The sequence below is a fragment of the Acinetobacter sp. SWAC5 genome (genome assembly GCF_003419885.1).
In the GTDB taxonomy this organism is placed as follows: Bacteria; Pseudomonadota; Gammaproteobacteria; order Pseudomonadales; family Moraxellaceae; genus Acinetobacter; species Acinetobacter cumulans.
Genome location: NZ_QUWR01000013.1, coordinates 54,782 through 77,381 on the forward strand (window position 1 = coordinate 54,782; position 22,600 = coordinate 77,381).

Annotated in this window: 23 protein-coding genes; 10 read left to right on the forward strand and 13 right to left on the reverse strand. The window is 40.4% G+C overall.

The window, feature by feature from the left end:
* Window positions 1-81 precede the first annotated feature (81 nt).
* The 3 genes from DYI81_RS10785 to DYI81_RS10795 form a co-directional block, all read right to left on the reverse strand.
* Complete coding sequence (locus DYI81_RS10785) at window positions 82-444, reverse strand: hypothetical protein (protein ID WP_130125666.1); 363 nt, start codon at window positions 442-444, stop codon at window positions 82-84.
* Between the two features lie 141 nt (window positions 445-585).
* Window positions 586-957 (reverse strand): hypothetical protein, encoded by a 372-nt coding sequence (locus DYI81_RS10790; RefSeq protein WP_117007498.1) that lies wholly within the window; start codon window positions 955-957, stop codon window positions 586-588.
* Between the two features lie 94 nt (window positions 958-1,051).
* Window positions 1,052-2,389: a deoxyguanosinetriphosphate triphosphohydrolase gene (locus DYI81_RS10795; RefSeq protein ID WP_106985643.1), complete on the reverse strand. Its 1,338-nt coding sequence runs from the start codon at window positions 2,387-2,389 to the stop codon at window positions 1,052-1,054.
* A gap of 206 nt (window positions 2,390-2,595) precedes the next feature.
* Here DYI81_RS10795 and DYI81_RS10800 point away from each other — a divergent pair, with 206 nt between their 5' ends.
* The 5 genes from DYI81_RS10800 (at window position 2,596) to DYI81_RS18240 (ending at window position 10,639) form a co-directional block, all read left to right on the forward strand.
* Complete coding sequence (locus DYI81_RS10800) at window positions 2,596-4,230, forward strand: arylsulfatase (protein WP_117007499.1); 1,635 nt, start codon at window positions 2,596-2,598, stop codon at window positions 4,228-4,230.
* 112 nt (window positions 4,231-4,342) lie between these two features.
* A complete protein-coding gene (locus DYI81_RS10805; RefSeq protein WP_171356350.1) occupies window positions 4,343-5,380 on the forward strand; it encodes a M20/M25/M40 family metallo-hydrolase in 1,038 nt (345 codons plus the stop codon).
* A gap of 374 nt (window positions 5,381-5,754) precedes the next feature.
* A complete protein-coding gene (gene purL / locus DYI81_RS10810; RefSeq protein ID WP_117007500.1) occupies window positions 5,755-9,591 on the forward strand; it encodes a phosphoribosylformylglycinamidine synthase in 3,837 nt (1,278 codons plus the stop codon).
* Window positions 9,592-9,725: 134 nt separating this feature from the next.
* Complete coding sequence (locus DYI81_RS10815) at window positions 9,726-10,250, forward strand: hypothetical protein (RefSeq protein ID WP_117007501.1); 525 nt, start codon at window positions 9,726-9,728, stop codon at window positions 10,248-10,250.
* A gap of 260 nt (window positions 10,251-10,510) precedes the next feature.
* Complete coding sequence (locus tag DYI81_RS18240; protein WP_252383555.1) at window positions 10,511-10,639, forward strand: KGW motif small protein; 129 nt, start codon at window positions 10,511-10,513, stop codon at window positions 10,637-10,639.
* A 139-nt stretch (window positions 10,640-10,778) separates the two neighbouring features.
* Here DYI81_RS18240 and DYI81_RS10820 read toward each other — a convergent pair whose 3' ends face one another.
* Complete coding sequence (locus DYI81_RS10820) at window positions 10,779-11,453, reverse strand: hypothetical protein (RefSeq protein WP_117007502.1); 675 nt, start codon at window positions 11,451-11,453, stop codon at window positions 10,779-10,781.
* A gap of 57 nt (window positions 11,454-11,510) precedes the next feature.
* Between DYI81_RS10820 and DYI81_RS10825 the strand changes: the two genes are divergently transcribed.
* Window positions 11,511-11,828 carry an NGG1p interacting factor NIF3 gene (locus DYI81_RS10825; protein WP_106985930.1) on the forward strand — a complete coding sequence of 106 codons (318 nt, stop codon included), beginning with the start codon at window positions 11,511-11,513 and terminating at the stop codon, window positions 11,826-11,828.
* A 244-nt stretch (window positions 11,829-12,072) separates the two neighbouring features.
* Here DYI81_RS10825 and DYI81_RS10830 read toward each other — a convergent pair whose 3' ends face one another.
* Both DYI81_RS10830 and DYI81_RS10835 read right to left on the reverse strand, forming a co-directional pair.
* Window positions 12,073-12,834: a nitroreductase family protein gene (locus tag DYI81_RS10830; RefSeq protein WP_117007503.1), complete on the reverse strand. Its 762-nt coding sequence runs from the start codon at window positions 12,832-12,834 to the stop codon at window positions 12,073-12,075.
* Between the two features lie 102 nt (window positions 12,835-12,936).
* The gene (locus DYI81_RS10835; protein ID WP_106985928.1) at window positions 12,937-13,737 is read right to left on the reverse strand and encodes an enoyl-CoA hydratase-related protein; all 801 of its coding nucleotides are present in this window, start codon (window positions 13,735-13,737) and stop codon (window positions 12,937-12,939) included.
* Between the two features lie 105 nt (window positions 13,738-13,842).
* On the opposite strand from DYI81_RS10835, the gene DYI81_RS10840 reads away from it, so the two are divergent.
* Complete coding sequence (locus DYI81_RS10840; RefSeq protein ID WP_117007504.1) at window positions 13,843-14,412, forward strand: nicotinate-nicotinamide nucleotide adenylyltransferase; 570 nt, start codon at window positions 13,843-13,845, stop codon at window positions 14,410-14,412.
* 109 nt (window positions 14,413-14,521) lie between these two features.
* The gene (locus tag DYI81_RS10845; protein ID WP_120364873.1) at window positions 14,522-15,070 is read left to right on the forward strand and encodes a YceI family protein; all 549 of its coding nucleotides are present in this window, start codon (window positions 14,522-14,524) and stop codon (window positions 15,068-15,070) included.
* A 39-nt stretch (window positions 15,071-15,109) separates the two neighbouring features.
* On the opposite strand, the gene DYI81_RS10850 is transcribed toward DYI81_RS10845, so the two are convergent.
* Window positions 15,110-16,006 (reverse strand): LysR family transcriptional regulator ArgP, encoded by an 897-nt coding sequence (locus DYI81_RS10850; protein WP_117007506.1) that lies wholly within the window; start codon window positions 16,004-16,006, stop codon window positions 15,110-15,112.
* Between the two features lie 108 nt (window positions 16,007-16,114).
* Here DYI81_RS10850 and DYI81_RS10855 point away from each other — a divergent pair, with 108 nt between their 5' ends.
* Entirely contained in the window at window positions 16,115-16,711 is a 597-nt protein-coding gene (locus tag DYI81_RS10855) for a LysE/ArgO family amino acid transporter (RefSeq protein ID WP_117007541.1), read from the forward strand.
* 87 nt (window positions 16,712-16,798) lie between these two features.
* Here the strand turns inward: DYI81_RS10855 and DYI81_RS10860 are convergent, their stop codons facing one another.
* The 5 genes from DYI81_RS10860 to dapD form a co-directional block, all read right to left on the reverse strand.
* Entirely contained in the window at window positions 16,799-17,257 is a 459-nt protein-coding gene (locus DYI81_RS10860; protein ID WP_106985923.1) for a peroxiredoxin, read from the reverse strand.
* Between the two features lie 173 nt (window positions 17,258-17,430).
* Window positions 17,431-17,838 carry a hypothetical protein gene (locus DYI81_RS10865; RefSeq protein WP_106985922.1) on the reverse strand — a complete coding sequence of 136 codons (408 nt, stop codon included), beginning with the start codon at window positions 17,836-17,838 and terminating at the stop codon, window positions 17,431-17,433.
* A 13-nt stretch (window positions 17,839-17,851) separates the two neighbouring features.
* A complete protein-coding gene (queC, locus tag DYI81_RS10870; RefSeq protein ID WP_106985921.1) occupies window positions 17,852-18,523 on the reverse strand; it encodes a 7-cyano-7-deazaguanine synthase QueC in 672 nt (223 codons plus the stop codon).
* 30 nt (window positions 18,524-18,553) lie between these two features.
* Window positions 18,554-19,264 carry a 7-carboxy-7-deazaguanine synthase QueE gene (queE, locus tag DYI81_RS10875; RefSeq protein WP_117007507.1) on the reverse strand — a complete coding sequence of 237 codons (711 nt, stop codon included), beginning with the start codon at window positions 19,262-19,264 and terminating at the stop codon, window positions 18,554-18,556.
* Window positions 19,265-19,347: 83 nt separating this feature from the next.
* Complete coding sequence (gene dapD, locus DYI81_RS10880; protein WP_117007508.1) at window positions 19,348-20,169, reverse strand: 2,3,4,5-tetrahydropyridine-2,6-dicarboxylate N-succinyltransferase; 822 nt, start codon at window positions 20,167-20,169, stop codon at window positions 19,348-19,350.
* A 311-nt stretch (window positions 20,170-20,480) separates the two neighbouring features.
* Between dapD and carO the strand changes: the two genes are divergently transcribed.
* Window positions 20,481-21,236, forward strand: coding sequence for an ornithine uptake porin CarO type 1 (carO, locus tag DYI81_RS10885; RefSeq protein WP_106985918.1), 756 nt, complete (start codon window positions 20,481-20,483; stop codon window positions 21,234-21,236).
* An 80-nt stretch (window positions 21,237-21,316) separates the two neighbouring features.
* Here carO and DYI81_RS10890 read toward each other — a convergent pair whose 3' ends face one another.
* Window positions 21,317-22,549, reverse strand: a complete 1,233-nt coding sequence (locus DYI81_RS10890; protein ID WP_117007509.1) for an outer membrane protein transport protein — start codon at window positions 22,547-22,549, stop codon at window positions 21,317-21,319.
* Window positions 22,550-22,600 lie beyond the last annotated feature (51 nt).

Sequence of the window (22,600 nt, forward strand, 5' to 3'; positions counted from 1 at the left end):
AAATAACAAACTCAAATTAAATGTTTGTTTAAGCTCATTCGAATGAATATCAACTTATAAAATAGAATATAAAAATTATCTTTATAAAAATGAATAAATTTCAGATTCCCAACCTAAGAAATTTTCCCAATCTTTAGTTATTTTATCCTGAGGCTTACCTTGATGGAAAACTTGATAATTAAATCTTTTGGCGTTTTCATCTGCACTTATACGAATGAGGTTAGAAGAGTTTTGATCTTTGATTTCAAGATGTCCCGAAATAGGAAAATGGATATCCATCATAAAGGGTTGTTCTTGATTATCGAAGCTAACTTCATAGGTGCCAATGGGACTATTTTTTACATGTAATTTTGCTTTGGTTGATAACCAATTAATTTTATTCTCATTTTGATCCAATGTTGAATATTGTGCAGATTCAAAATCAGTTAAAGTATATGTAGTCATAGCAAAGCGATTTTTTTTTGTTTGGGAGTAAACAACAAGTTGATCTGATTTATTAACCAATCTAATTTTACTCGCTTGTTGCGCGTTAATGAGTCGACTTTGTGTGTGTGGTTTGACAGTCGTTGTTGTAATTCGTCCGAGCTAAGTATTTTTGTCACCTTGAATAAACTCATTACCTTCTAAATATTCAATAGTTAAGTTCATTTCAATGGTCGTAAGCGTTATTTCTAGATCTTCCCGAATAATTGGATTTGAAGGTGTGATTTTGACAATGCCATCGATCGCTGCATTCACCCCACCAAAATTATCATGTTTGACATTTTTAAAAATATAAGCGTTTTTGATTTGGGTAAAAGATCCTGATACTGGGGGAGTTTGTTGGCAAAAATGAATTGCATTACGTGCAGCCTGATCTGCTTCGCCGATTAATGATTGGCCTGTTTTAGCAGTGGCGAGAGTTAGTGAGGTGTATAAGATTTCATTTATAGTTTTATCATCATTCCAGTTAAGCATTTAGTTATTCTCCTAATTATGATATTTACATTTTTAACATCGAAAGATTCTATTCTAATTCACTGTTCTACAAAAATTTTTTTAATGAATAGGTTTAAAAAAAACCAACTTTATTGCCTTGTAGTTCTTGCGACAAATTATAGGCCTGATGGTCTGAAAATTTAGAGATAATATCTAATACCCTCATGATGTTTTCATAGTGATCTTCACCAAATTGTGTGCCTGAACGCTGTAAAATAGACATTAGGCGCTGCTCTTTAAAGCTCAGCGTTTTATTTGGCGTGGTTAGCGGAATGAACGCATCTAAAATATTTTGTAAGCTTTGATGCGCAATAATTTCTAAACCAGCTTTTTGCGGATGTTCAAAAATTTTATCCCGTGCTAAATCCTTAGCACGATTAATGCCTTGACCAATATCATTTGGGCAATAGTCCAGTAGACTGCCTTGCAGCTGGCCTGAAAGAATTTCAAAATGATGTTTGGCAAAAGCGGTCGTCACTTCATCTACTAGGCGTTTCATGACGCGCCCGCGCAGCGCGGCAATTTTCTGCTGCCACGTGGTATTCATTGAAAGCTCAGATGGAATACCATAGTCGCCAATCAAATTCAGAAAAATAGGCTCAACTTCTTCATAGCTCAGCATGTTGAGAATAATACCGTCTTCCAAATCAATTAGGGCATAGCACATGTCATCGGCAGCTTCGAGCAAGTAGGTCAGCGGGTGACGGCAATAGTGGAAATCACCGAGCTGGATCAGGCCGAGCTGTTCAGCAATTTGCTGCAATATTTCTTTTTCAGATTGGTAGCAGCCAAACTTTGCGCGTTTACTGGCTGGCGTGTTGCCTTGTGACGCAATGGTTTTGGACAGCCATGGATACTTTAAGTAAGCCCCTAAGGTTGCGTAAGTTAAGCGCATCCCGCCGTCATTGGGGTGATAATCAATTTTAGTCAGTAAGCGCAGGCCTTGTGCATTGCCTTCGAATTGGCGTACATCGGCTTCTTGCTCAGGGCTTAAGTCTTTTAAAAAATCGGTATGTGATGCGTCATCAAACCACTCACGGATGGCATATTCACCAGCATGGCCAAATGGCGGGTTGCCAATGTCATGTGCCAGACAGGCAGCTTGAATGATTGCGCCGACATCTGCAGGGGAAATCCAAACCGGAAGCTGATCTTTAATTTTTTCAGCAGCCAGCATGCCAAGTGAGCGGCCGATACAAGACACTTCGAGCGAGTGTGTTAAACGCGTATGAATGCCGTCATGCTGTGTCAGCGGATGGACTTGGGTTTTGCGGTTGAGCTGGCGAAAGCTTTGCGAAAAAATAATACGGTCATAGTCTTTATGAAAAGGGCTGCGCGCCTGTTCAGAACTTTGTTTTTTACTGCCGATACGAACTGTGGAGAGCAGTTCAAGCCAACGCATGTGAGTCATTTATCATTATTCAGTTATTTACTGTATGCATCATGCCAAAATTACAGGAAATGCACTAGAGCAACGCGTTATAGTTTGACACTTTTCCTACGCTATTCAGTGCATAGCTTTGCGGAAATTTAGCTAGAGATTGTCAAATCTTTGACAGGGTTTCAGTCCTGTTTTCAGGCACTGTAGTTTTTTTATAAAAACGAAGATAAAAACAGATGTCACAACAGCAGCCAAATATTTTACTCATTGTCGCAGATGATTTGGGTTTTACTGACCTAGGTGCCTTTGGTGGGGAAATACAAACCCCCAATTTAGATGCAATTGCGCTGGAAGGACTACGTTTTACCAATTTTCATACGGCTTCAACTTGTTCGCCAACCCGCTCGATGCTGCTGTCAGGCACAGATCACCATTTGGCTGGACTTGGTTCGATGGCAGAGTCTATTCGGCCAGAGCAAAAAGGTCAGCCGGGCTATGAAGGCTATTTGAATGATCAGGTGGCGGCTTTGCCTGAATTGCTGCAGGATGCGGGCTATTACACGGTGATGTCGGGCAAATGGCATTTGGGCTTAACAGCGGACCGTTTTCCAGCAAAGCGCGGTTTTGAAAAGTCTTTTACCTTATTGCCAGGGGCTGCCAATCATTATGCATTTGAAGCAGATATACCTGAAGAAGAAGTGCCGGGTTTGTTAAAAGTGACACGCGGTTTATATGCTGAAAATGACGAATATATTCATGAAATTCCAGCTGACTTTTACTCATCAGATTATTTTACGGATAAATTGCTGGACTATTTAACAGATGATACAGCTCGTGCAAGCCGTCCTTTTTTTGCTTACCTGCCATTTTCGGCGCCACATTGGCCACTGCAAGCTCATCGTGATGATATTGCAAAATATCAGGGTGTATATGATGCAGGCCCTGAAGTGTTACGTCAAAAACGTTTGGATCGTGTCCGCGAACTGGGCTTGGTCGGGGCAGATGCAACGATTCATCCAGTACTGGCGAAAACTAAATTTTGGGATGAGCTGTCTGATACTGATAAGAAGCAATCTGCGCGCACCATGGAAGTTTATGCTGCGATGGTGGATCGGCTGGATCGAAACGTTGGCCGTGTGATTGAGTATTTAAAGAAAACAGGGCAATACGACAATACGATTATTATATTCCTGTCTGATAATGGCGCAGAAGGCGCGCAGCTGGAAGCGCTGCCAGTATTTGGCCCTGATTTGGCAACGGTGATTTCTAAGTATTATGACAATAGTTTTGAAAATATCGGCAATGGCAATTCGTATGTCTGGTATGGCGAACATTGGGCACAGGCAGCTACAGCGCCAGCGCGGCTATATAAGGCGCATACCAGTGAAGGTGGCATCCGTACACCAGCTTTTATTAAGCACACAGGTTTTGGGCGTCAGCAAGGAATTAGCCATGAGTTTCTTACCGTGATGGATTGGCTGCCGACACTTTTAAATGTTTTGGATGTACAGCATCCGGGTACACAATACAAAGGCCGTGATTTAGTGCCGCTGCGCGGTAAAAGTATTCTGCCATACTTAAACCAGCAGCAAGATCATATTCATGATGCAGACCACATTACAGGCTGGGAGCTGTTCGGGCAAAAAGCATTGCGTAAAGGCGATTGGAAAGCCTTATTTATCCCTGCGCCAAATGGCCCAAATCAGTGGCAGCTGTATAACTTGGCAGCAGATGCTGGTGAAACTGATGATTTGGCAGAGCGGTATCCAGAAAAATTGCATGAATTGCTGGAAGACTGGAAAGTTTATGTCAAAGAAAATGGCGTGATTGAATTTGCTGCCGCCGGCTTTACTTTAAACAAATCAGCTTAACAATTTTTGAAAAATGAAGAGGCAGTGACTTACTTAAAGTGCCTATATCCTCATATATATGCTGAATTAGAATTCTCTAAATATTGATGCATATAAAGATGAGGGGAATTGAATGAAATTTAATTTTTTAGCGCCGTTATTGGCAATTGGCTGCAGTATTTCATTATTTGGCTGTGCTTCGGTTCAAACACTGGGTATTTCGCCAGCAGAAGTTCAATACTCTACAGTTTCACTCAGCAGCACGAAAATGATGGAGCATTTGCAGGCTTTACAGGATATTGCTGTAAAACATGCAGGCAACCGTGCGGTAGGAACTGCGGGTGGGCTGGCAAGTGCAAAATACATTATGAATGAAGCCAATGAAGCAGGATTCCAAGCGCAGATGATTGCCTTTGAAAATAGAGCAAAAGTGGTTGGTCAAAATATTATTGTCGAAATCAAAGGTAAAAATATAGATGACGCGGTCATTGTGGGTGCACATTATGATTCTGTGAAAACAGGTCCGGGGATTAACGATAATGGTTCAGGCACTGCGCTGCTGCTGGAATTGATGCACCATTATGCAAAACCGGAAAACAAACCGAACAATACCGTTTATCTAGCTTTTTGGGATTCTGAAGAAGAAGGCATAGGCGGTTCACAGGCCTTTGTTAAAAGTATGACCCCTTCACAACTCGAGCATACGTTGGCATATATTAATGTTGATATGGTAGGAACAAAAAATCCAGAAATTATGATTGCAGATGCGACGAAATCTTCTGTAGATGAAATGGAGAAAATGCTGAAAGAGCGCGGTATGAAAGATGCAGAATTCAAACCGCTGCTGGATGGGCTGCGCGCCGTACCCGTGCATGAAGGAGATGCGGCATTGGAGCAGGTCTTAAGCAAATTTTTTAAGCAAAAAGGAGTTGCGGTTAAAAAAGATATTTCGACTTTAACAGCGAGTGATACTGCGCCGTTCCTTGGGAAAGTTCCAGTGGCCTCAATCATTTTATTTAATGAGCAGATGCAGGGTGACGTTTTGGAGTTTGCACCTTGTTATCATCAGGCTTGTGACACCATTGACTTGATTGATCCTGCATCATTGCAGCTGGCTTCAGAAGCGGTTTTAAATTTACTGCATTATGTAGATAGTCAAAACCTGAAGTAAGCCTGAGAAAGAATAAGGCTGGTATTAATTGCTGTGAATATTGAGTGAATTTTGAATCAAAAGCGTCAGTATTTATAGCGCTTTGCGCTAGGGTAAATTGTATGCGGTAAGACGCTTATATGCTGAAAAATTCATCAGATAGAGAATTATTTAGAATTAATAATTTTTACAATTAAAACTATGGTAATCTGTGCGACTAGATTCAATATTGCTTACTGAATATAAAAACAAAATTTAAAAAATCTTGTGTCATTCTCGGATAGAAACTGCTTTTGGCATCTAGCTGATTTAACTAATTCACAGTAGAATATGCGCTCTCTTCAAGTCACATTGCGGCTTGGTTCAAAAGACCAGCCCGTGGAGCCAAAATCAGCATGTTTATCGTGGCCGGTGCACCAGCACACTCTTCTTTTAAGAAAACGCAACTATTAACACGTCTATCTTCGATTAGTTCTGTTCAAGAAATTGAAAGCCAATTGGTCTATCTATTTGACCAAGCGCTAAGCGAACAGCAACAGCAATCTGCTTTACAGCTGCTTAATGATGGTCAATCTTTTGAATTGCGCCAGCCAGCAAGTGATGAAGTCCAAATATTAGTGACGCCACGCGTTGGGACAATCTCTCCGTGGTCATCGAAAGCAACGGATATTTTTGCAAACTGTAATACACCGGTTCATCGCCTTGAACGCGGTGTTTTATTTACTTTGAAGGGCGTAAATGCTGTTTCTGATGAAGTAAAACTGGCATTGCATGACCGCATGACAGAAAGCGTGTTCAATCAAATTGAAGAAGCGACTGCGCTGTTCTCTGAAACTGAACCAAAGCCATTAAATGCAATTGATATTTTAGGTCAAGGTAAAGACGCTTTAGTGAAAGCAAACTCTGAGTTTGGTTTTGCACTATCTGACGAAGAAATTGATTATTTAGTTGCAGCGTTTAACAAGCTTGGCCGTAACCCGCATGACATCGAATTGATGATGTTTGCTCAAGCAAACTCTGAGCACTGCCGTCATAAAATCTTTGGTTCAGAATGGACAATTGATGGCGAAGTTCAGCCATTGTCATTGTTCCAAATGATTAAGAACACCTATAAAGAATCTCCAGATGACGTTTTGTCTGCATATAAAGACAACGCATCAGTGATCGTGGGCTTTGACACTCAACGTTTCTATCCGAAAAAAGACGAAGAAACAGGTCAGCACGTTTACAAATATAAGAGCCAAGCTGCTCACATCTTAATGAAGGTGGAAACGCATAACCATCCGACAGCAATTGCTCCATTTGCAGGTGCTGCGACAGGTTCAGGCGGTGAAATCCGTGATGAAGGCGCAACAGGCCGTGGCGGTAAGCCAAAAGCAGGTTTAACAGGTTTCACTGTTTCTAACTTGAATATTCCGGGCTTTGAACAGCCTTGGGAAGAAAACTACGGCAAGCCGTCTCGTATGGCATCTCCGCTTCAAATTATGATTGAAGGCCCATTGGGCGGTGCTGCGTTTAACAACGAATTTGGTCGTCCTGCATTAAATGGTTACTTCCGTACATTTGAACAAAATGTAAATGGTGACGTAAAAGGCTTCCATAAGCCAATTATGATTGCCGGCGGTTACGGTAACATCCGTCCTGACCACGTTGAAAAAGATGCAATCCAACCGGGCGATCTTTTAATCGTACTTGGCGGTCCTGCAATGTTGATCGGTCTAGGCGGTGGTGCTGCGTCTTCTGTAGACAGCGGTAAGTTAGGTGAAAACCTAGATTTCGCATCTGTACAGCGTGAAAACCCAGAAATGGAACGTCGTTGCCAAGAAGTGATTGATGCTTGCTGGCGCATGGAAGACCATAACCCAATCGTGTCTGTACATGACGTGGGTGCGGGCGGTATTTCAAATGCAATGCCTGAACTTGTGAACGATCACGAGTTAGGTGCAATCCTTGATCTTCGTAAAATTCCATCATTGGAAAAAGGCATGTCTCCAATGGAGATTTGGTCGAACGAAGCGCAAGAGCGTTATGTATTGGCAATTCGTCCAAGCTCATTAGAATTATTTGAATCACTATGTGCACGTGAACGCTGCCCATTCGCCGTACTTGGTGAAGCAACTGAAGCGCGTCAATTGACAGTAAACGATCCATTGTTTGAAAACAAAGCTGTGGATATGCCAATGCAAGTAATGCTTGGCGGTACACCGCGTATGAGCCGTTCATACGAAACGATTGAACGTAAAGGCGATGACTTCACTGCTGAAACAGTAACAGATTTGAAAGATGCGATTTACCGCGTTCTTAAAAACCCAACGGTTGCGTCTAAATCGTTCTTGATCACCATTGGTGACCGTTCGATTACAGGTATGGTTGCACGTGATCAGTTCGTCGGTAAGTGGCAAGTGCCTGTAGCGGATGCTGCAGTAACAACGACTAGCCTTGTAGGTTATACAGGTGAAGCAATGGCAATGGGTGAACGTCCGCCAGTTGCATTGTTGAATCCTGCTGCTTCTGCACGTTTATCTGTAGCAGAATCGATTTCAAACATCATGTCTGCAAAAATCGACCAAATCAGCGACATTAAATTGTCTGCGAACTGGATGGCTGCTGCAGGTCAACAAGGTGAAGACCAAGCGCTATTCGAAGGTGTTAAAGCCATCGGTATGGAAATGTGTCCTGCACTCGGTATCGCAATTCCAGTGGGTAAAGACTCATTGTCTATGCGTACAACGTGGAATGACGAAGGCGAAGATAAATCTGTAACTTCTCCAATGTCAGGCGTGATCACAGCATTCGCACCTGTGACTGATGTTCGCAAAATATTGACACCTGAACTTAAAAATATCGAGTCTGTACTGGTACGTATCGATCTTTCTAAAGGTCAATTCCGTCTTGGCGGTTCGATCCTTGCTCAGGTTTATAAAGCAATCGGTTCTGTAACACCTGACGTAGACAGCTTCGATGACTTCAAAGCATTCTTTGCATTGGTTCAAGATTGGAACAACCGTGGCTTAATTAAAGCGTATCACGACATTGGTGATGGCGGTCTATTGGCAACTGTTGCAGAAATGATGTTCGCTTCACGCCTAGGTGCAGCACTTGAAGATCAATCTACTGCTAGCCTATTTGCAGAAGAAATTGGTGCAGTGCTTCAAATCAGCAAAGCGGATTGGGCTACATTAGAAGCTGAAGTTGCAGCGTCTAGCCTTAAAGATGCAATTGCAGTTGTAGGTACTGTAAACGATACAGATACTTTAACTGTAAATGGTTTGAGCTTAGACCGTGCTGAATTACAGCAAGCATGGACTGAAGTGTCACATCAAATCCAACGTCTGCGTGATAACGTAGAAACTGCGGATCAAGAATATGCATTAATCGCGGACAAATCACATGCAGGTTTAATTGCAAAACCAACATTTGATTTGAACGAGCCAATCGAAGCACCGTACATCAATGAACGCCGTCCAAACATGGTGATTCTGCGTGAGCAGGGTGTTAACGGTCATGTAGAGATGGCTGCTGCATTCGATAAAGTCGGCTTCAACACTGTAGACGTACACATGAGCGACTTGCTTGCTGGCCGTATCAGTCTTGATGACTTTGAAGGTTTAGTAGCATGTGGCGGTTTCTCTTACGGTGACGTATTGGGCGCAGGCGGCGGTTGGGCTAAATCTGTATTGTTCAATCCAAAACTTCGTGACCAATTTGAGAAATTCTTCAACCGTGATGAAACATTCTCTCTAGGTATTTGTAACGGCTGTCAAATGCTGTCTCAGCTTGCGCCGTTAATTCCGGGTGCAGAAGCTTGGCCTCGTTTCCACCGCAATACTTCAGAGATGTTTGAAGCGCGTGCTGTAAACGTACGCGTTGAAAAATCAAATTCTGTATTGTTAGAAGGTATGGAAGGTTCGATTCTTCCTATCGCTGTAGCACATGGTGAAGGTCGTGTGGTTACAAGCGCAGAAAACATTGCAGCATTGAATGCTGGCGATCAAGTGATCTTGCGTTATGTAGATAGCCAAGGCAACCCAACGCAGCATTACCCAATGAACCCGAACGGTTCGCCAGAAGCGATTTCAGGTGTAACGTCTAAAGACGGCCGTGCAACGATTATGATGCCACACCCTGAACGTAACTTCCGTGCGATTCAGCACTCTTGGAAACCAGAAGATTGGGATCAAGATGGTGCATGGTTACGTATGTTCCGTAATGCCCGTAAATTTATTGGTTAATTGATTTAATCAACAATTTGAAAAAGCCCCGAAAGGGGCTTTTTTTATGGCAATGGGATAATCATCCTTCAGCGTTTTAAATGGTTCAGCTTTTCGTTTAAGATGAGTTGCTAAAATAAAAATATAGATAACTTATGAATCTACAAAAATTAGTAAAAATTCCCCTTATTGTTATTCCGAGTATTATTTTTCTGAATGGCTGTGAAGTGTATATGTGGCGACAGAATGTTGTACAGCTCAATGAAGTGGAAAAAAGAAGCGGACAACTTCAACTGAATACTGATCACAATTTAATGGGTTCGGATACAGATCTGAATGGTATTCGTGATGATATTGATCTTTATATCGCTCAAAATTTTAAACAGATAGAGCAGCAAAGGGCAGTTAGCCAATATGCGGTGCAATTACAAAATAGCCTATTAGTAGATAAACAGAACCTAGCGCAGGTTAAACATATTTCATTTGAGAAATCACGTGCGATAGGGTGCATCTATGAACGTTTTCCAGTAGATACTTTGCCGAAAGCAATGACGGTTGTTAAAGATATCAGTGCAATTACCATGAATACTAAAATACGTTTTAAAGCGCATTTAGCATTTAGTCAGGCTTTGGATGGAACTGTAATGACATTGGCTAATAGTAATTTATGTAATAAATAATATTGTAAAATAATTTCTTAATTTTACCTTATGGAAAAATATTAAAACATTGGTTAAGATGCCTCATTATTATGCCACCTATTTGGTGGTTTTTTGTGTCTGCAACTTTTGCAGTCTCCCATGCTGAACTTGGTTTAGATTTTGCTTTTATATTTGTGGAAACATACTAGTGTGTAATTTATGCACAATAACTATGCAAAATAAAAGAAAGATGGCTAACTAAACGAGTTCAGTATCAACACTCATGATGAGGTGATGACATGATTAAAACAGTAGAGTATTCGGCAGTTGATAAGTCTGCGCTGCGTAAAAAGGGCTGGAAGCTTTTTGGTGCAGTTATATGTTTGCAGTTAGTGTTTTTAGTTTTGGGTTATGCGTTGCAGATGTGATCTTTTGTAATGAGTTAATAGTAATTTTAGCCTTACTTTTGAAGCATCAAAAGTAACAAAAATGCTTTGTCAGACTGATGGGACGTCCTGTCCCACAGTCTAACGGACGACATCCATGTCGCTAGTCATGTGATTAGATTTAGTCTTTGAAAATGGTTTCGTAAAATTGATAAAAGAATTGAGTTCTTCGATATTGAGAAAGAGAGTTTATCATTTGTTTATTTTCGTTTGAGTATTCTTCTAGGAATCCAAAACTAACTAAGTCCATATTGGGACTAGGAAAAGACATTTGCATCCCTACGCCGATAACAGTAATTAAAGGGTTTCCAGTATCATGCATTTCAGCTTCAAAATCCTTTCCAGTATTAACTAGAGATTGAATTAAATAAATTAAGTGATTGTTTAACTTTGTAATAATATAAGTATATTTATCAAATTCTTGCTTTGATATTTCCCCATTATATTTTAATAAAACAGCGCGTCCAATCATTCGAGCTTGATGCTCTAAATAGGTTTGATCCAATATACCTAGTAGCTCTAAACCGAGCTCAGTGTTGTGTTTATCTTGAAAAAAATGTTTTATAAAATCTTGATTATTAGCTTCTGTTTCTTGAATAAAAGCTAAAAGTTGTTTTTGCTCCTTAAGCGTTCGAAATCGTGTATAAGCTTGAATTGAGCTGCTAATAAGTGATGCAAAGGGAATGGATTTAGCAGCATTTTCTAAAAAAGTGTTGGCAGTTTTAAAGAGAATTTCATCTGCAAGGTTCTCAGCTGAAGTTAAAACTAAATCTGTTTTTGAATTTTTATTAGACATTGTACTAACCGCTTCATATTATTATTTTGATATTAATGAAATACATCTTAAATAGAAATGCTCAAACTCATCTACTACGTACCCGAATCACATCTTGAATCTACAAAACTTGCGATTTTTGAAGCAGGTGCAGGCGGTATAGGAAACTATGAACACTGCGCTTGGCAAGTTTTAGGTACAGGGCAATTTAAACCTGTTAAAGGCGCAAATCCGTTTATAGGTGAGCTGGACGCTTTGGAGCAAATTCCAGAATGGCGAGTGGAAACGATAGTGTCTGAAGAAAGGGCGAGCGAGGTAGCAAGAGCTTTAAAGGCAAGTCATCCTTATGAAGAGCCAGCTTTTGAGTTTATTCAAATGGTGGATATAACGTTCTAAAAGAATAAGGTTGTAGCGGTGTCTTGCTATTAGACATTTTACTTTTGGGAATAACCTTCGGTTCGACCTACTTTTCTTTCGGGAAAAGTAGGCAAAACCATTGTCATCAGCAGAACTCGTTATATTCCGTCATGTGATGAATAACATCGCAAAAACGATAATTATTGAATCGAGTCCTGCCTCGTACAGCTGCTGATGACATTTCCGCGTCTCATATTACTGCTAAACGTAAATATAGTTTGAATTAAACCTTCTGAATAAATAAATCACGGTCAAAACGATACTGCGGAAAGAACACACCATCTGCTGCACGTTCACCTGCGCCAATCACCATCACAGGGTATTGCTGACTATTTAAACCTAAAATTTTATTCACCAACGGCTCATCAAAACCCTCCATCATGCAACTGTCAAAACCATAAGCACGCAAAGCTAAAACTAAGTTTTCACAAGCCAAGGCTGTGGTTTTACTTGCCCAAAGTTTCGCATCTGCTTCATTAAAGGCAGTCACAGGCAATTGTTTATCCAATGTACGTGCAACTTTGAAAGCGACTTTCTTAAAGTTACCTAGTGCATTGAAGTAACCTGTTTTGTAGTTATAAGGAATGAACTTGTAATACTTCTGCACAGCAGGAGGTGCTTCAGGAAATGGAAATTCAGAAATATTCAGTTTTGCCATTTCATCTACACGGTCAGTACGCGCCACACATACAATCAGCTCAGCTGCGGTTTTCGCTGCCAATTGACCTAAACAGGCTTTTACCAGCTGTTTCTTCTTTGCAGGGTTTTGCACAACATAAAAAGTCCAAGGCTGCAAATTTGATGAGTTTGGCGCAAGCAGGGCGAGGTCTAAGCATTCATCTAATACGTCGCTTGGAATCGCTTTATCCGTAAATTTACGTACTGAACGACGGCTTTGAACTACTTTTTTAAAATTTTCAATATCGATGCCTTCAGGCGCAGGCTCAAAGTAGCGCTTTTTTTCAGTGTTCTGAGATTCAGTCATAACAAATGTACCATGATTGTTTTGCAATAGAGATGGGGGCAAATGTAAAAAAACCACCCAAAATTTTGGATGGTTTCTGTTAACGATGATGCAGTTTTAAGATTAATTGAACTGAGAAAAATCTGGCTTGCGCTTTTGCATAAAGGCAGCCACAGCTTCCATCATTTCAGGAGAACCGACACGGCTCATAAAAATCACCGCTTCATGGTCAATCCACGACACGATTTCATCGACATCATGTTTCATAAGCGCTTTAGATTGCACCAATGATGCAAGCGGTAATGCTGCAAGCTGAGCTGCTTTTTTCTGAGCAGTTGTGTAGACATCTTCTTCAATGCTGTTAATGAGATTGGTCGCAAGCGCTTTTTCGCTGTTAAAGCGGTCTGCAGTAAGCAGTAATTCAGCTGCTTTTACGTGGCCTGCTTGGCGTGCAAGCAATTTGCTTGAAGCACCTTCAGGCGATAAACCAAGGCTCACAAAAGGAATTTGGAATAAGGCAGTATTGTCTGCATAGACTAAATCACAATGCAAAAGAATCGTCACACCAATGCCAATGGCAACACCGCGTACCGCAGCAATGAGCGGTTTAGAAAATTTTGCAGCAGATTTTAAGAGTACAAATGGAGGGCCATCTTCAGCGCGAATTTGATCTTTCATGGCAGCAGACTTCATAAAGTCTTGCATGTCATTGCCGGCACTGAAGTCTGCATCTGCACCGCGTAAAATAACCGTACGCACAGACGAGTCTTGATCTGCTTCATCTAGCGCTTTGGCAATCCAAAGATAGAGTTCGCTGTACAGCGCATTTTTTGCTTGAGGGCGGTTAATGGCTAAGGTCAGTACGCCATTGTCCAAATTCGCATTCAAATGTTCATGAGGTTGTTGAATACAGCTCAGTGTCATCGTACTATCCTTGCGTTAAAGTTCGTTTTGATTTTATGCCCGACATTATGTCGCATATTTCAGCCAGTGGCACAACTGCTCAGTTCATAAAAAGTTTGATTTGATATGAAATATACATTCGATTATTTGGTTTTTATCGGTCGTTTTCAGCCTTTTCATTTGGCGCACCTGCAAACGATAAAAATTGCCTTAGAACAAAGTAGCAATGTGCTTTTGGCTTTGGGCTCGGCACAAAATGAACGCAATATCAAAAATCCATTTTTAGCGACTGAACGTGAGCAGATGATTTTGTCGAATTTTTCTGAAGCAGATCAAGTACGGATTAAATTTGTGCATGTGATTGATGTGTATAACGATGAGAAATGGCAAAAACTGGTGAAATCGTTGGTTGCTGAAATAGTGGATGAGAATGCAAAAGTTGGTTTAATTGGGCATTTTAAAGATGACTCATCTTATTATTTAAAATTCTTCCCAGAATGGCCTTTGGTTGAGCTAGAAAGCTTAAAAGGCGCTATGTCTGCAACACCCATCCGTGAAGCGTATTACCGCGGTGAGATTGATGAACATGCATTTCCAGCAGGCACAGTAAAATTTTTACAGAATTTTCAAATCACGGATACATACAAGCAGTTACAAAAACACTTCAAAAATCAAGACAAAAGCAATTTATCCTAAGCTTGTATTTTAATGCCAATTACTATGCAAGGCGTGGAATACAGCAATTATAAATATAAGGCTACGTTTTAGGTAGCGTGGAGTGTTGTTCATGAGGCTGAGGGGTGTCATGCAAGTTGGGGCAAGTGTTGGTATATCAGCATTGCTTTATTCAACTTCGCATGCAGAAGTCTGGGGGCTAACCAAAGAAAGTTTGGTTAGTTTTGATATTAAAACTGTCGGTTTAACGGTGGTACAAGGTGTTTCAGACGAGGCTCAGGCACGTTTATATTTTGATATCAATCAACCTAAAAATGCATCAGTCGTTGTGACTTTATCATCCAACAGTTTGCAGTTTAATCCACCTGTATTACGGCCAATGATTTTGAGTGAACATTTCTTTGATGCCGATCAATATAAAACCATGATGTTTAAGAGCACTGAATTTGTTCCTATTGATGCCGATCATTATAACGTCTATGGCAATTTGACCTTAAAAGGCATTACCAAACCAACAGTATTTATGACCTTACTCAAGCCAAATACAGCCAATCCAAGGCTATTGGATGTGAACGCAGTGGGTTCAATTAACCGCAGTGATTTTGGGATGAAAAAGGCCTATGGTGGCGTAGGGGAAAAAGTGAATATTCGTTTAAAAGGGCAGTTACAGTCAAAATAATGTGCTCGCTATTTTAATCATTCATTTGGATAAGATTAATTACTTAATAGCACCATTCATATTTTCACTTGCATGCTGTAAAAGGTGTTGTGTCAGTTGATCAAGAGCCAAGGCTTGTTGCTTCCAATGATGCCAATATAGCGTTATTTCAACGTTTAGCTTTGGCATTAAATCAATTAATTGCCCTGTCTTTAAACGTTGCTCAATTTGGTGGTCTGGGACTAGGCCAAAACCTAAACCCATAAAAATAGCCTCAGCAAAAGCGGAAGATGAGGGAATAACATGGTGTGGGTAGCATGCGGGGCTTAATCCAAAATGTTGCAAAAGCAAGTTGCTATGCAGTTGATCCTTATTGTTATAAATAATCGCTGGCGCATGAGTTAAGGCTTCACGTGTGAGACCTTGACTAAACCATGTGTTTACAAACTCAGGATTTGCCACTAAGCGATAGCGCATTTGGCCTAGAGGCTGTGCAATACAACCTTGCATAGCACGTGGCTCTGCGGAAATACAGGCATTGACTAAGCCTGTTTGCATTAATAGATGCGTTTCGGACTGATCATCTACATGAAAATGCGCAATAATTTTATGCTGAGTTAAGCAGGGTTTTATGCTTGGAAGTAGCCAAGTCGCGAGCGAGTCGGCATTGGTCGCAATATTGACCGTGTAAAAACTCTGAGCCTGCCCAGTTAATTGATGTAAAAAATCCTGTTCACGTAATCGGTTATGTTGTAAGTAATTTAATAGACTGCGTCCAGCATCTGTTACATAGCATGGCCGTTCACGCACAATTAAAATATGTCCCAAGTTTTTTTCTAAGCTTTGTACACGCAAAGTCACAGCAGAAGCAGTAATGGATAAACGGATGGCCGCAGCCTCAAAACTGCCTGTTTCAGCCACCGCTAAAAATGCATCGCATTGTTTATGGTTCAGCATATTGATCTTTACTTAAAATAATTTAGTTAGGTTGATATTTTCTTAATAATACTCAATTTTAAACAGAAGCATTGATAATAAGCCTCATCTTTTTCATGTTTGATGCTTATGTGGCATACCTATATTCAAGGTCTTTTGGTTGGCCTTAGTTTAATTGTGGCGATTGGCGCGCAAAATGCGTTTGTATTAAAGCAAGGCTTAAGACAAGAGCATGTGTTTTGGATTTGCTTGAGCTGTGCGCTATCAGATTCAATTTTGATTGTCTTAGGTGTGATTGGTTTTGCAACAGTGTTGCAACATTATCCAGAAATTGTGCAATTAGCAAAATGGGGCGGTGCATTATTTTTGCTTTGGTATGGCTATATGCATGCTAAGCAAGCACGACGTGGCCAGTCTGCTATTGAACTCAATAATGCAAGTGTACAAGGCTTAAAACATTTGATATTCATTAGTTTAAGTCTGACATGGTTAAATCCACATGTTTATTTAGACACCGTTATTCTATTGGGCTCTATTTCTGCACAATTTGAGGCTGTTGCATATTTTGCAGCAGGTGCAATTACGGCATCATGGTTATTTTTCTTTGCACTGGGTTATGGAGCACGTGTATTAACTCCAGTGTTTAAAAGTCCTAAAGCATGGCAAGTTTTAGATGGTCTCATTGCGCTGGTGATGTGGAGCATTGCTTGGTCTTTAATCTTTTAGTAATAAAAAAGCCTATTTTAAAATAGGCTGATTGAGAAGCTTTGCTTGAAAAAGTGCGTGTAATTTTGTCGCGCGCGGTGCTTGTGCTTATGCAGATTGAAGGACTTTTAGGTCTTCTAGAACTGCTTCAGCATGCCCAGCAGCTTTTACTTTACGATATTCTTTTACCAATTTACCTTCATGGAAAATAAACGTCGAACGCTCGATGCCCATCACTTTTTTGCCATACATATTTTTTTCTTTAATGACATCAAATAGCTGACAAAGAACTTCTTCTTTATCACTGATTAAATTAATGCTGAGGTTTTGCTTTTCAGTGAAGTTTTGATGTGCTTTTACGGAGTCACGTGAAATACCAATAATCGTGGTATTAAGTGCATCAAATTGGTCTTTTAAGCAAGAAAAGCCGACTGCTTGTGTGGTACAGCCAGGCGTTGAGTCTTTTGGGTAAAAATAAACAATCAGCCATTCAGTTGCCAATTCAGCTAAATTGACTTCACCTGTTGTTGCAGGGAAGGCGTGTTGAGGTAGGGTCAAATCAGACATGGGCTGTTCCTTCAAAAATGATGCTGTTATATCAAAATATATAGTGAAGATAATCAATCTATCATACAGAAGTTCGTACGAAGAGGTACAGTGAGTGCTTGGATATACGTAAGCAAGAGATTGCCAAAGATAAAAAAGCCTGCAATTTGCAGGCTTTTTAGTGCATCAAAAAATTATTTAGATGCTTGAGCAGATTTCATTGCTTCTTCAGTTAAGGTTTTTAATTTACCTGTTAACTGAGGGCCAAAACATGCTTGTAAATCTTTATTTTGTTTTTGAACAAAAGCTAAAGATGCAGGGCTTTTCTTTTGGTTAATTGCACTTTGGATGTCCCATTTTTGTGCATTCGTCAAACGACCGTCTGCTTCAACAGCACAAGTACAGTATTTGCTGACTTCAGCAGCAGATAGCTTTTTACCTTTGCCAGTTTCTTCTTTACAAACATTAATTAACGCAGATTTAACGTTAGTGCTTTTATAAGCTTGCTGTAATTTGTCATTGTCAGCATGAGCAACAGAAGCAAATAGTGCTGTTGCAGATACTGCAATAGAAAGCATAATGTTTGATTTTAGCATATTCATAAACTCTACCTTGTTATACCGGTATATAACGTGTTGGATCTGCAACTCCTGCATCTGCAAAGCCTTGCTTACGCAGACGGCAGCTATCGCATTTACCACAAGCACGTCCTTGGTCATCTGCTTGATAGCAAGACACCGTTTGGCTATAGTCTACGCCATGTTCTATACCTAAGCGAATGATATTTGCTTTGGATAAATGTAACAGAGGTGTTTCAAATTTAAGAGGTTTTCCTTCAACGCCAACTTTTGTTGCTAAGCGCGCCATGTTAGCAAAAGCCTCAATAAATTCAGGACGGCAGTCTGGATAGCCTGAATAATCAACGGCATTGATGCCAATGACAATTGCTTCAGCACCAAAAACTTCTGCTGCTGCGAGGGCATAAGATAAGAAAATCGTGTTACGTGCTGGTACATAAGTAACAGGAATGCCTTCTTGCTCATGGTCAGGTACTTCAATACTGTGATCAGTAAGTGCAGAGCCACCTAAATTACCCAAGTCGATATTAATTACACGGTGTTCAACACCTGCTTGTTTAGTCAGTTGCTGTGCAGCGACTAATTCAGTCGTTGAGCGTTGACCATACATAAAGCTAAGCGCAATACATTCATAGTTTGACTGTGCCCATGCTAAGCAAGTAGTAGAGTCTAAGCCACCAGATAATAAGACAATCGCGCGAGGACGCATGTTCAAATCTCCAAACATTCTTTAATACTATTAACGACCAGTTTCGTCATTCCAAAGAAGTTTATGCAACTGAAGTTGGAAGCGGACAGGGAGATGGTCATCTAAAATCCACTGCGCAAGATCACGTGCAAGTTGAGGAAGACGTACAGCACCTTTCTCTACAGCAAACGCAGGAGAGAACCATACGGTGCTGACTTTTTGATGCAATTGGAACTGTTCAACTTGCTGTTTTGACCATTCATAATCTTCACGATTACAAATGACAAATTTAATTTGATCGTGCTCAGTTAAATAATCGAGGTTACTAAGCAAATTCCGTGCAGATTCGCCGGAAGTTGGGGTTTTTAAATCTAAAACTTTAGATACACGAGGGTCTACTTTGGACACATCCAAAGCACCACTGGTTTCTAATGACACTTGGCAACCTAAATCTGCAAGTTTGGTCATGAGTGGAAGTGCATTGGGCTGAGCTAAGGGCTCACCACCTGTAACGCAAATATAAGGCGTTTTAAAGTCGAGTGTGGTTTGAATAATTTCTTCTAATGATTGGCGTTGACCACCTTCAAACGAATATGTGGTATCGCAATAGGTGCAACGTAGAGGGCAACCTGTAAGACGGATAAATACAGTCGGTAAACCCGCTGCATTGGCTTCGCCTTGCAATGAATAAAAGATCTCCGTAATACGTAAACCCGCAGAAGGATCAGAAACAGGAATGGCGGAAGATCGAAGCGTACTCATAGCAAAATTAAACCATAGTTTAGAAAACAAAAATCTCTACGATCATGACTGATCGTAGAGACACAAAAGAGATGAATAAAAAATTATTCGTCGCGTAGAAGATCGTTCAAGCTTGTTTTCGCACGTGTTTTAGCGTCAACTTTTTTCACGATAATTGCTGCATATAGGCTGTAAGTACCACATTTAGAAGGAAGGCTACCTGCAACTACCACAGAGCCCGCTGGAACGCGACCGTAGTGAATTTCGCCTGTTGCGCGGTCATAAATCTTAGTAGATTGACCAATGAACACGCCCATAGAAATTACAGAACCTTCTTCTACGATTACGCCTTCAACGATTTCAGAACGTGCACCGATGAAGCAGTTGTCTTCAATAATTGTTGGGTTAGCTTGAAGTGGTTCAAGTACACCACCAATGCCTACACCACCTGAAAGGTGAACGTTTTTACCAATTTGAGCACATGAACCTACAGTTGCCCATGTATCTACCATTGTACCTTCGTCAACGTAAGCACCAATGTTTACATAAGAAGGCATTAATACAACGTTTTTCGCTTGGAAAGAACCTTTACGTGCTACAGCTGGTGGTACAACACGTACACCTGCAGCTTTAAATTGTTCTTCAGTCCAACCTGTGAATTTAGTGTCTACTTTATCGTAGAATTGAAGGTCACATGACTCGATTGGCTTGTTGTCATTTAATTTAAAAGATAACAATACCGCTTTCTTAACCCATTGGTGAACAACCCAATCACCATTGATTTTTTCAGCTACACGTAAAGAGCCGTTATCAAGGCCAGCAATTACTTCCTCAACTGCTGCACGTACTTCAGCAGGGCAGTTTGCTGCAGTGAAGTTAGCACGGTTGTCAAACGCTTGTTCAATGATTGTTGAAAGCTGAGACATGATCTTCCATCCAGAAAAAAATTTTCATCGATTTTACACTAAATTGGGCTAAAAATAGATGGAAAATAACCAATAGATCGGAATTAATAATTAAAATGAATGGAAGTTAAAAACCAAGCCGAGATGTGGTTAAAAAATGCTCTAAATAAATTAAAAATCAATATCTCAGTCAAATTTGTATCAAAAAATAACAAAAACTCAGCAAAATTTGAATAAAACGTGATCGGTATCTAATTTATATTGCAACTCAGAATGAAAAATCAATTTGTAAAACAATTTATCTAATGTTGTTATTTGAGAGGAGAAACAAAATGAAAGCTCTACATACAACAATTCTAGCAGTTGCAATGTTGGCTACAGCTGGTACAGCAATGGCCGATTCAGCAGTTGTGCATGATGGCTATGCATTTGATCAAAATAAACTGATTCCAACTGGCGCACGCCTTGAAGTGGGTACAACAGGTTATGGTGGTGCTTTACTTTGGACAGCCAATCCTTATGTTGGTTTAGCTCTAGGTTATAACGGTGGCGATATTTCATGGACCGATGATGTATCTGTCAACGGCACTAAATACGATTTAGACATGGAAAACAACAATGTCTATTTAAACGCTGAAATCCGTCCTTGGGGCGCAAGTGAAAACCCTTGGGCGCAAGGTTTATATGTTGCAGCGGGTATTGGCTATATCGATAACGACTATGACCTGCAAAAACGTATCAACCCGGGCGAAACCTTATCTATTGACGGTAAAAACTACCAAGTTGCAAGTACAGCAGCCGGTCAAGGCGGTGTGCGCGGCACCATGGGATATAAAAATGATATCGCGCCATACCTTGGTTTAGGCTGGGCGCCAAAAATCAATAAAAACTGGGGTGTGTTCGGTGAAGTAGGCGCTTATTATACCGGCAATCCTTCTGTACAATTGTCTCAGTATAATTTAAGTCCAGTCAGCGGCAACCCAACGGGCGCGCAGGCTGCAGTCGATGACGAAGCGAATCAAATTGCCAATGATGATAAATTTGAATGGCTTCCAGTCGGCAAAGTGGGTGTGAGCTACCATTGGTAAGCTGCATTCACCGCATATAAAAAAACAGGCTCCGGCCTGTTTTTTTATGGTCTGATATTAAAAGATTCGCGATTGAAATATCAAAAGAAATGCCCAATTTTTAGACCATAAGCCCAAGCAGTACGGTCATCTAAGGTTGAAATAGAACTTACTGAAATACTGCCCTTGTCTTCTTTGGAGGGTTTAAATTTTAAATAGTACAAACCACCAGAAATAAAACTTTTGGGGCTAAATTGATAACGAAGACCTGTGCCTAATCCGTTATAACCATTTGCGGGGTTAATGGTTGAAGCGGGATTATCACTACCACTGTCCCATACCGTTTCTAAGCTTGCGAAAGTGCGAGCATTGAGCTGATGCGCTATACCAATTTTGGCTGACCATTGATCTGATTGGTAATCGATTAAATTAAAATTAGCCAATGCCTGAATAAATGCAGAAATTTCTGGTGTGGGTGTTAAGGCCTTAAAATCGGAAATGGTATTTTGAATAATTTGGTCAAAGCCTTTAGGCTTAATTTTAAAATTTGACCAATCCACCCATCTTACAGAACCATAAATCAGATTATGTGTGGTGATGCCACTCATAAAGTCAAAATTAACAGATTGAGGTGTGACAATTTCAGTGCGATCGGAAAAATCGCCATGCATGGCTGTGCTTTCAATTGCTTGATTTTTATGTTTGATTCTAGAGCGATAAGTTAAGTTGGCCCGTAATGCAATTTCAGGAATCTGATAACTGATACCTCCCAGCCATCCTAATGCTCGATCATTTTTTAAGGTGACGTTGTAGCCGTTAAAAAAATAGAAGCTTTGTCCAAATAAGTTCAGGTCGCCACCAAAGTTTTGATAGGCCAATCCACCATAAATATTCCATTGAGGTGTGGGTTGATACCCCATTAGTGCAGTAATATTTTCTGATTTAAGATGAATATCAATAGCTTCTAATTGTTCATGTCCAAGAATAGATTCAGGTGAATAGTCATAATTCAGTTTAACGCCAAAGGGTTGATCGAGTAATAATCCTACTGAGACCTGTGGATTGAGCTGTAATTTAATAGCACTTTGCACAAAATGGAAATCTTCAATTAAGTTCCCTGTTGAAAAATCAGTGACATTCAGGACTTGGGACAACTCTTCTTTATTTGAGTTTTCACCACTTAGATTGCCCGTAACAACGCCAAAATTAAATTCCGTATAATTGTTGGGTTCGAGGAAGGCTAATGTACTTTGACCAGATCGTTCGAGCGCTGCTGCTTGCGTGTGGCATGCGATACATAGGGGGAGTAGCGCAAGCATAGATGCAGGTTTCATAAACGGGCCTAATATTGGGTGATTTTTGTTCCATAGTGTAAGTTAAAAAAA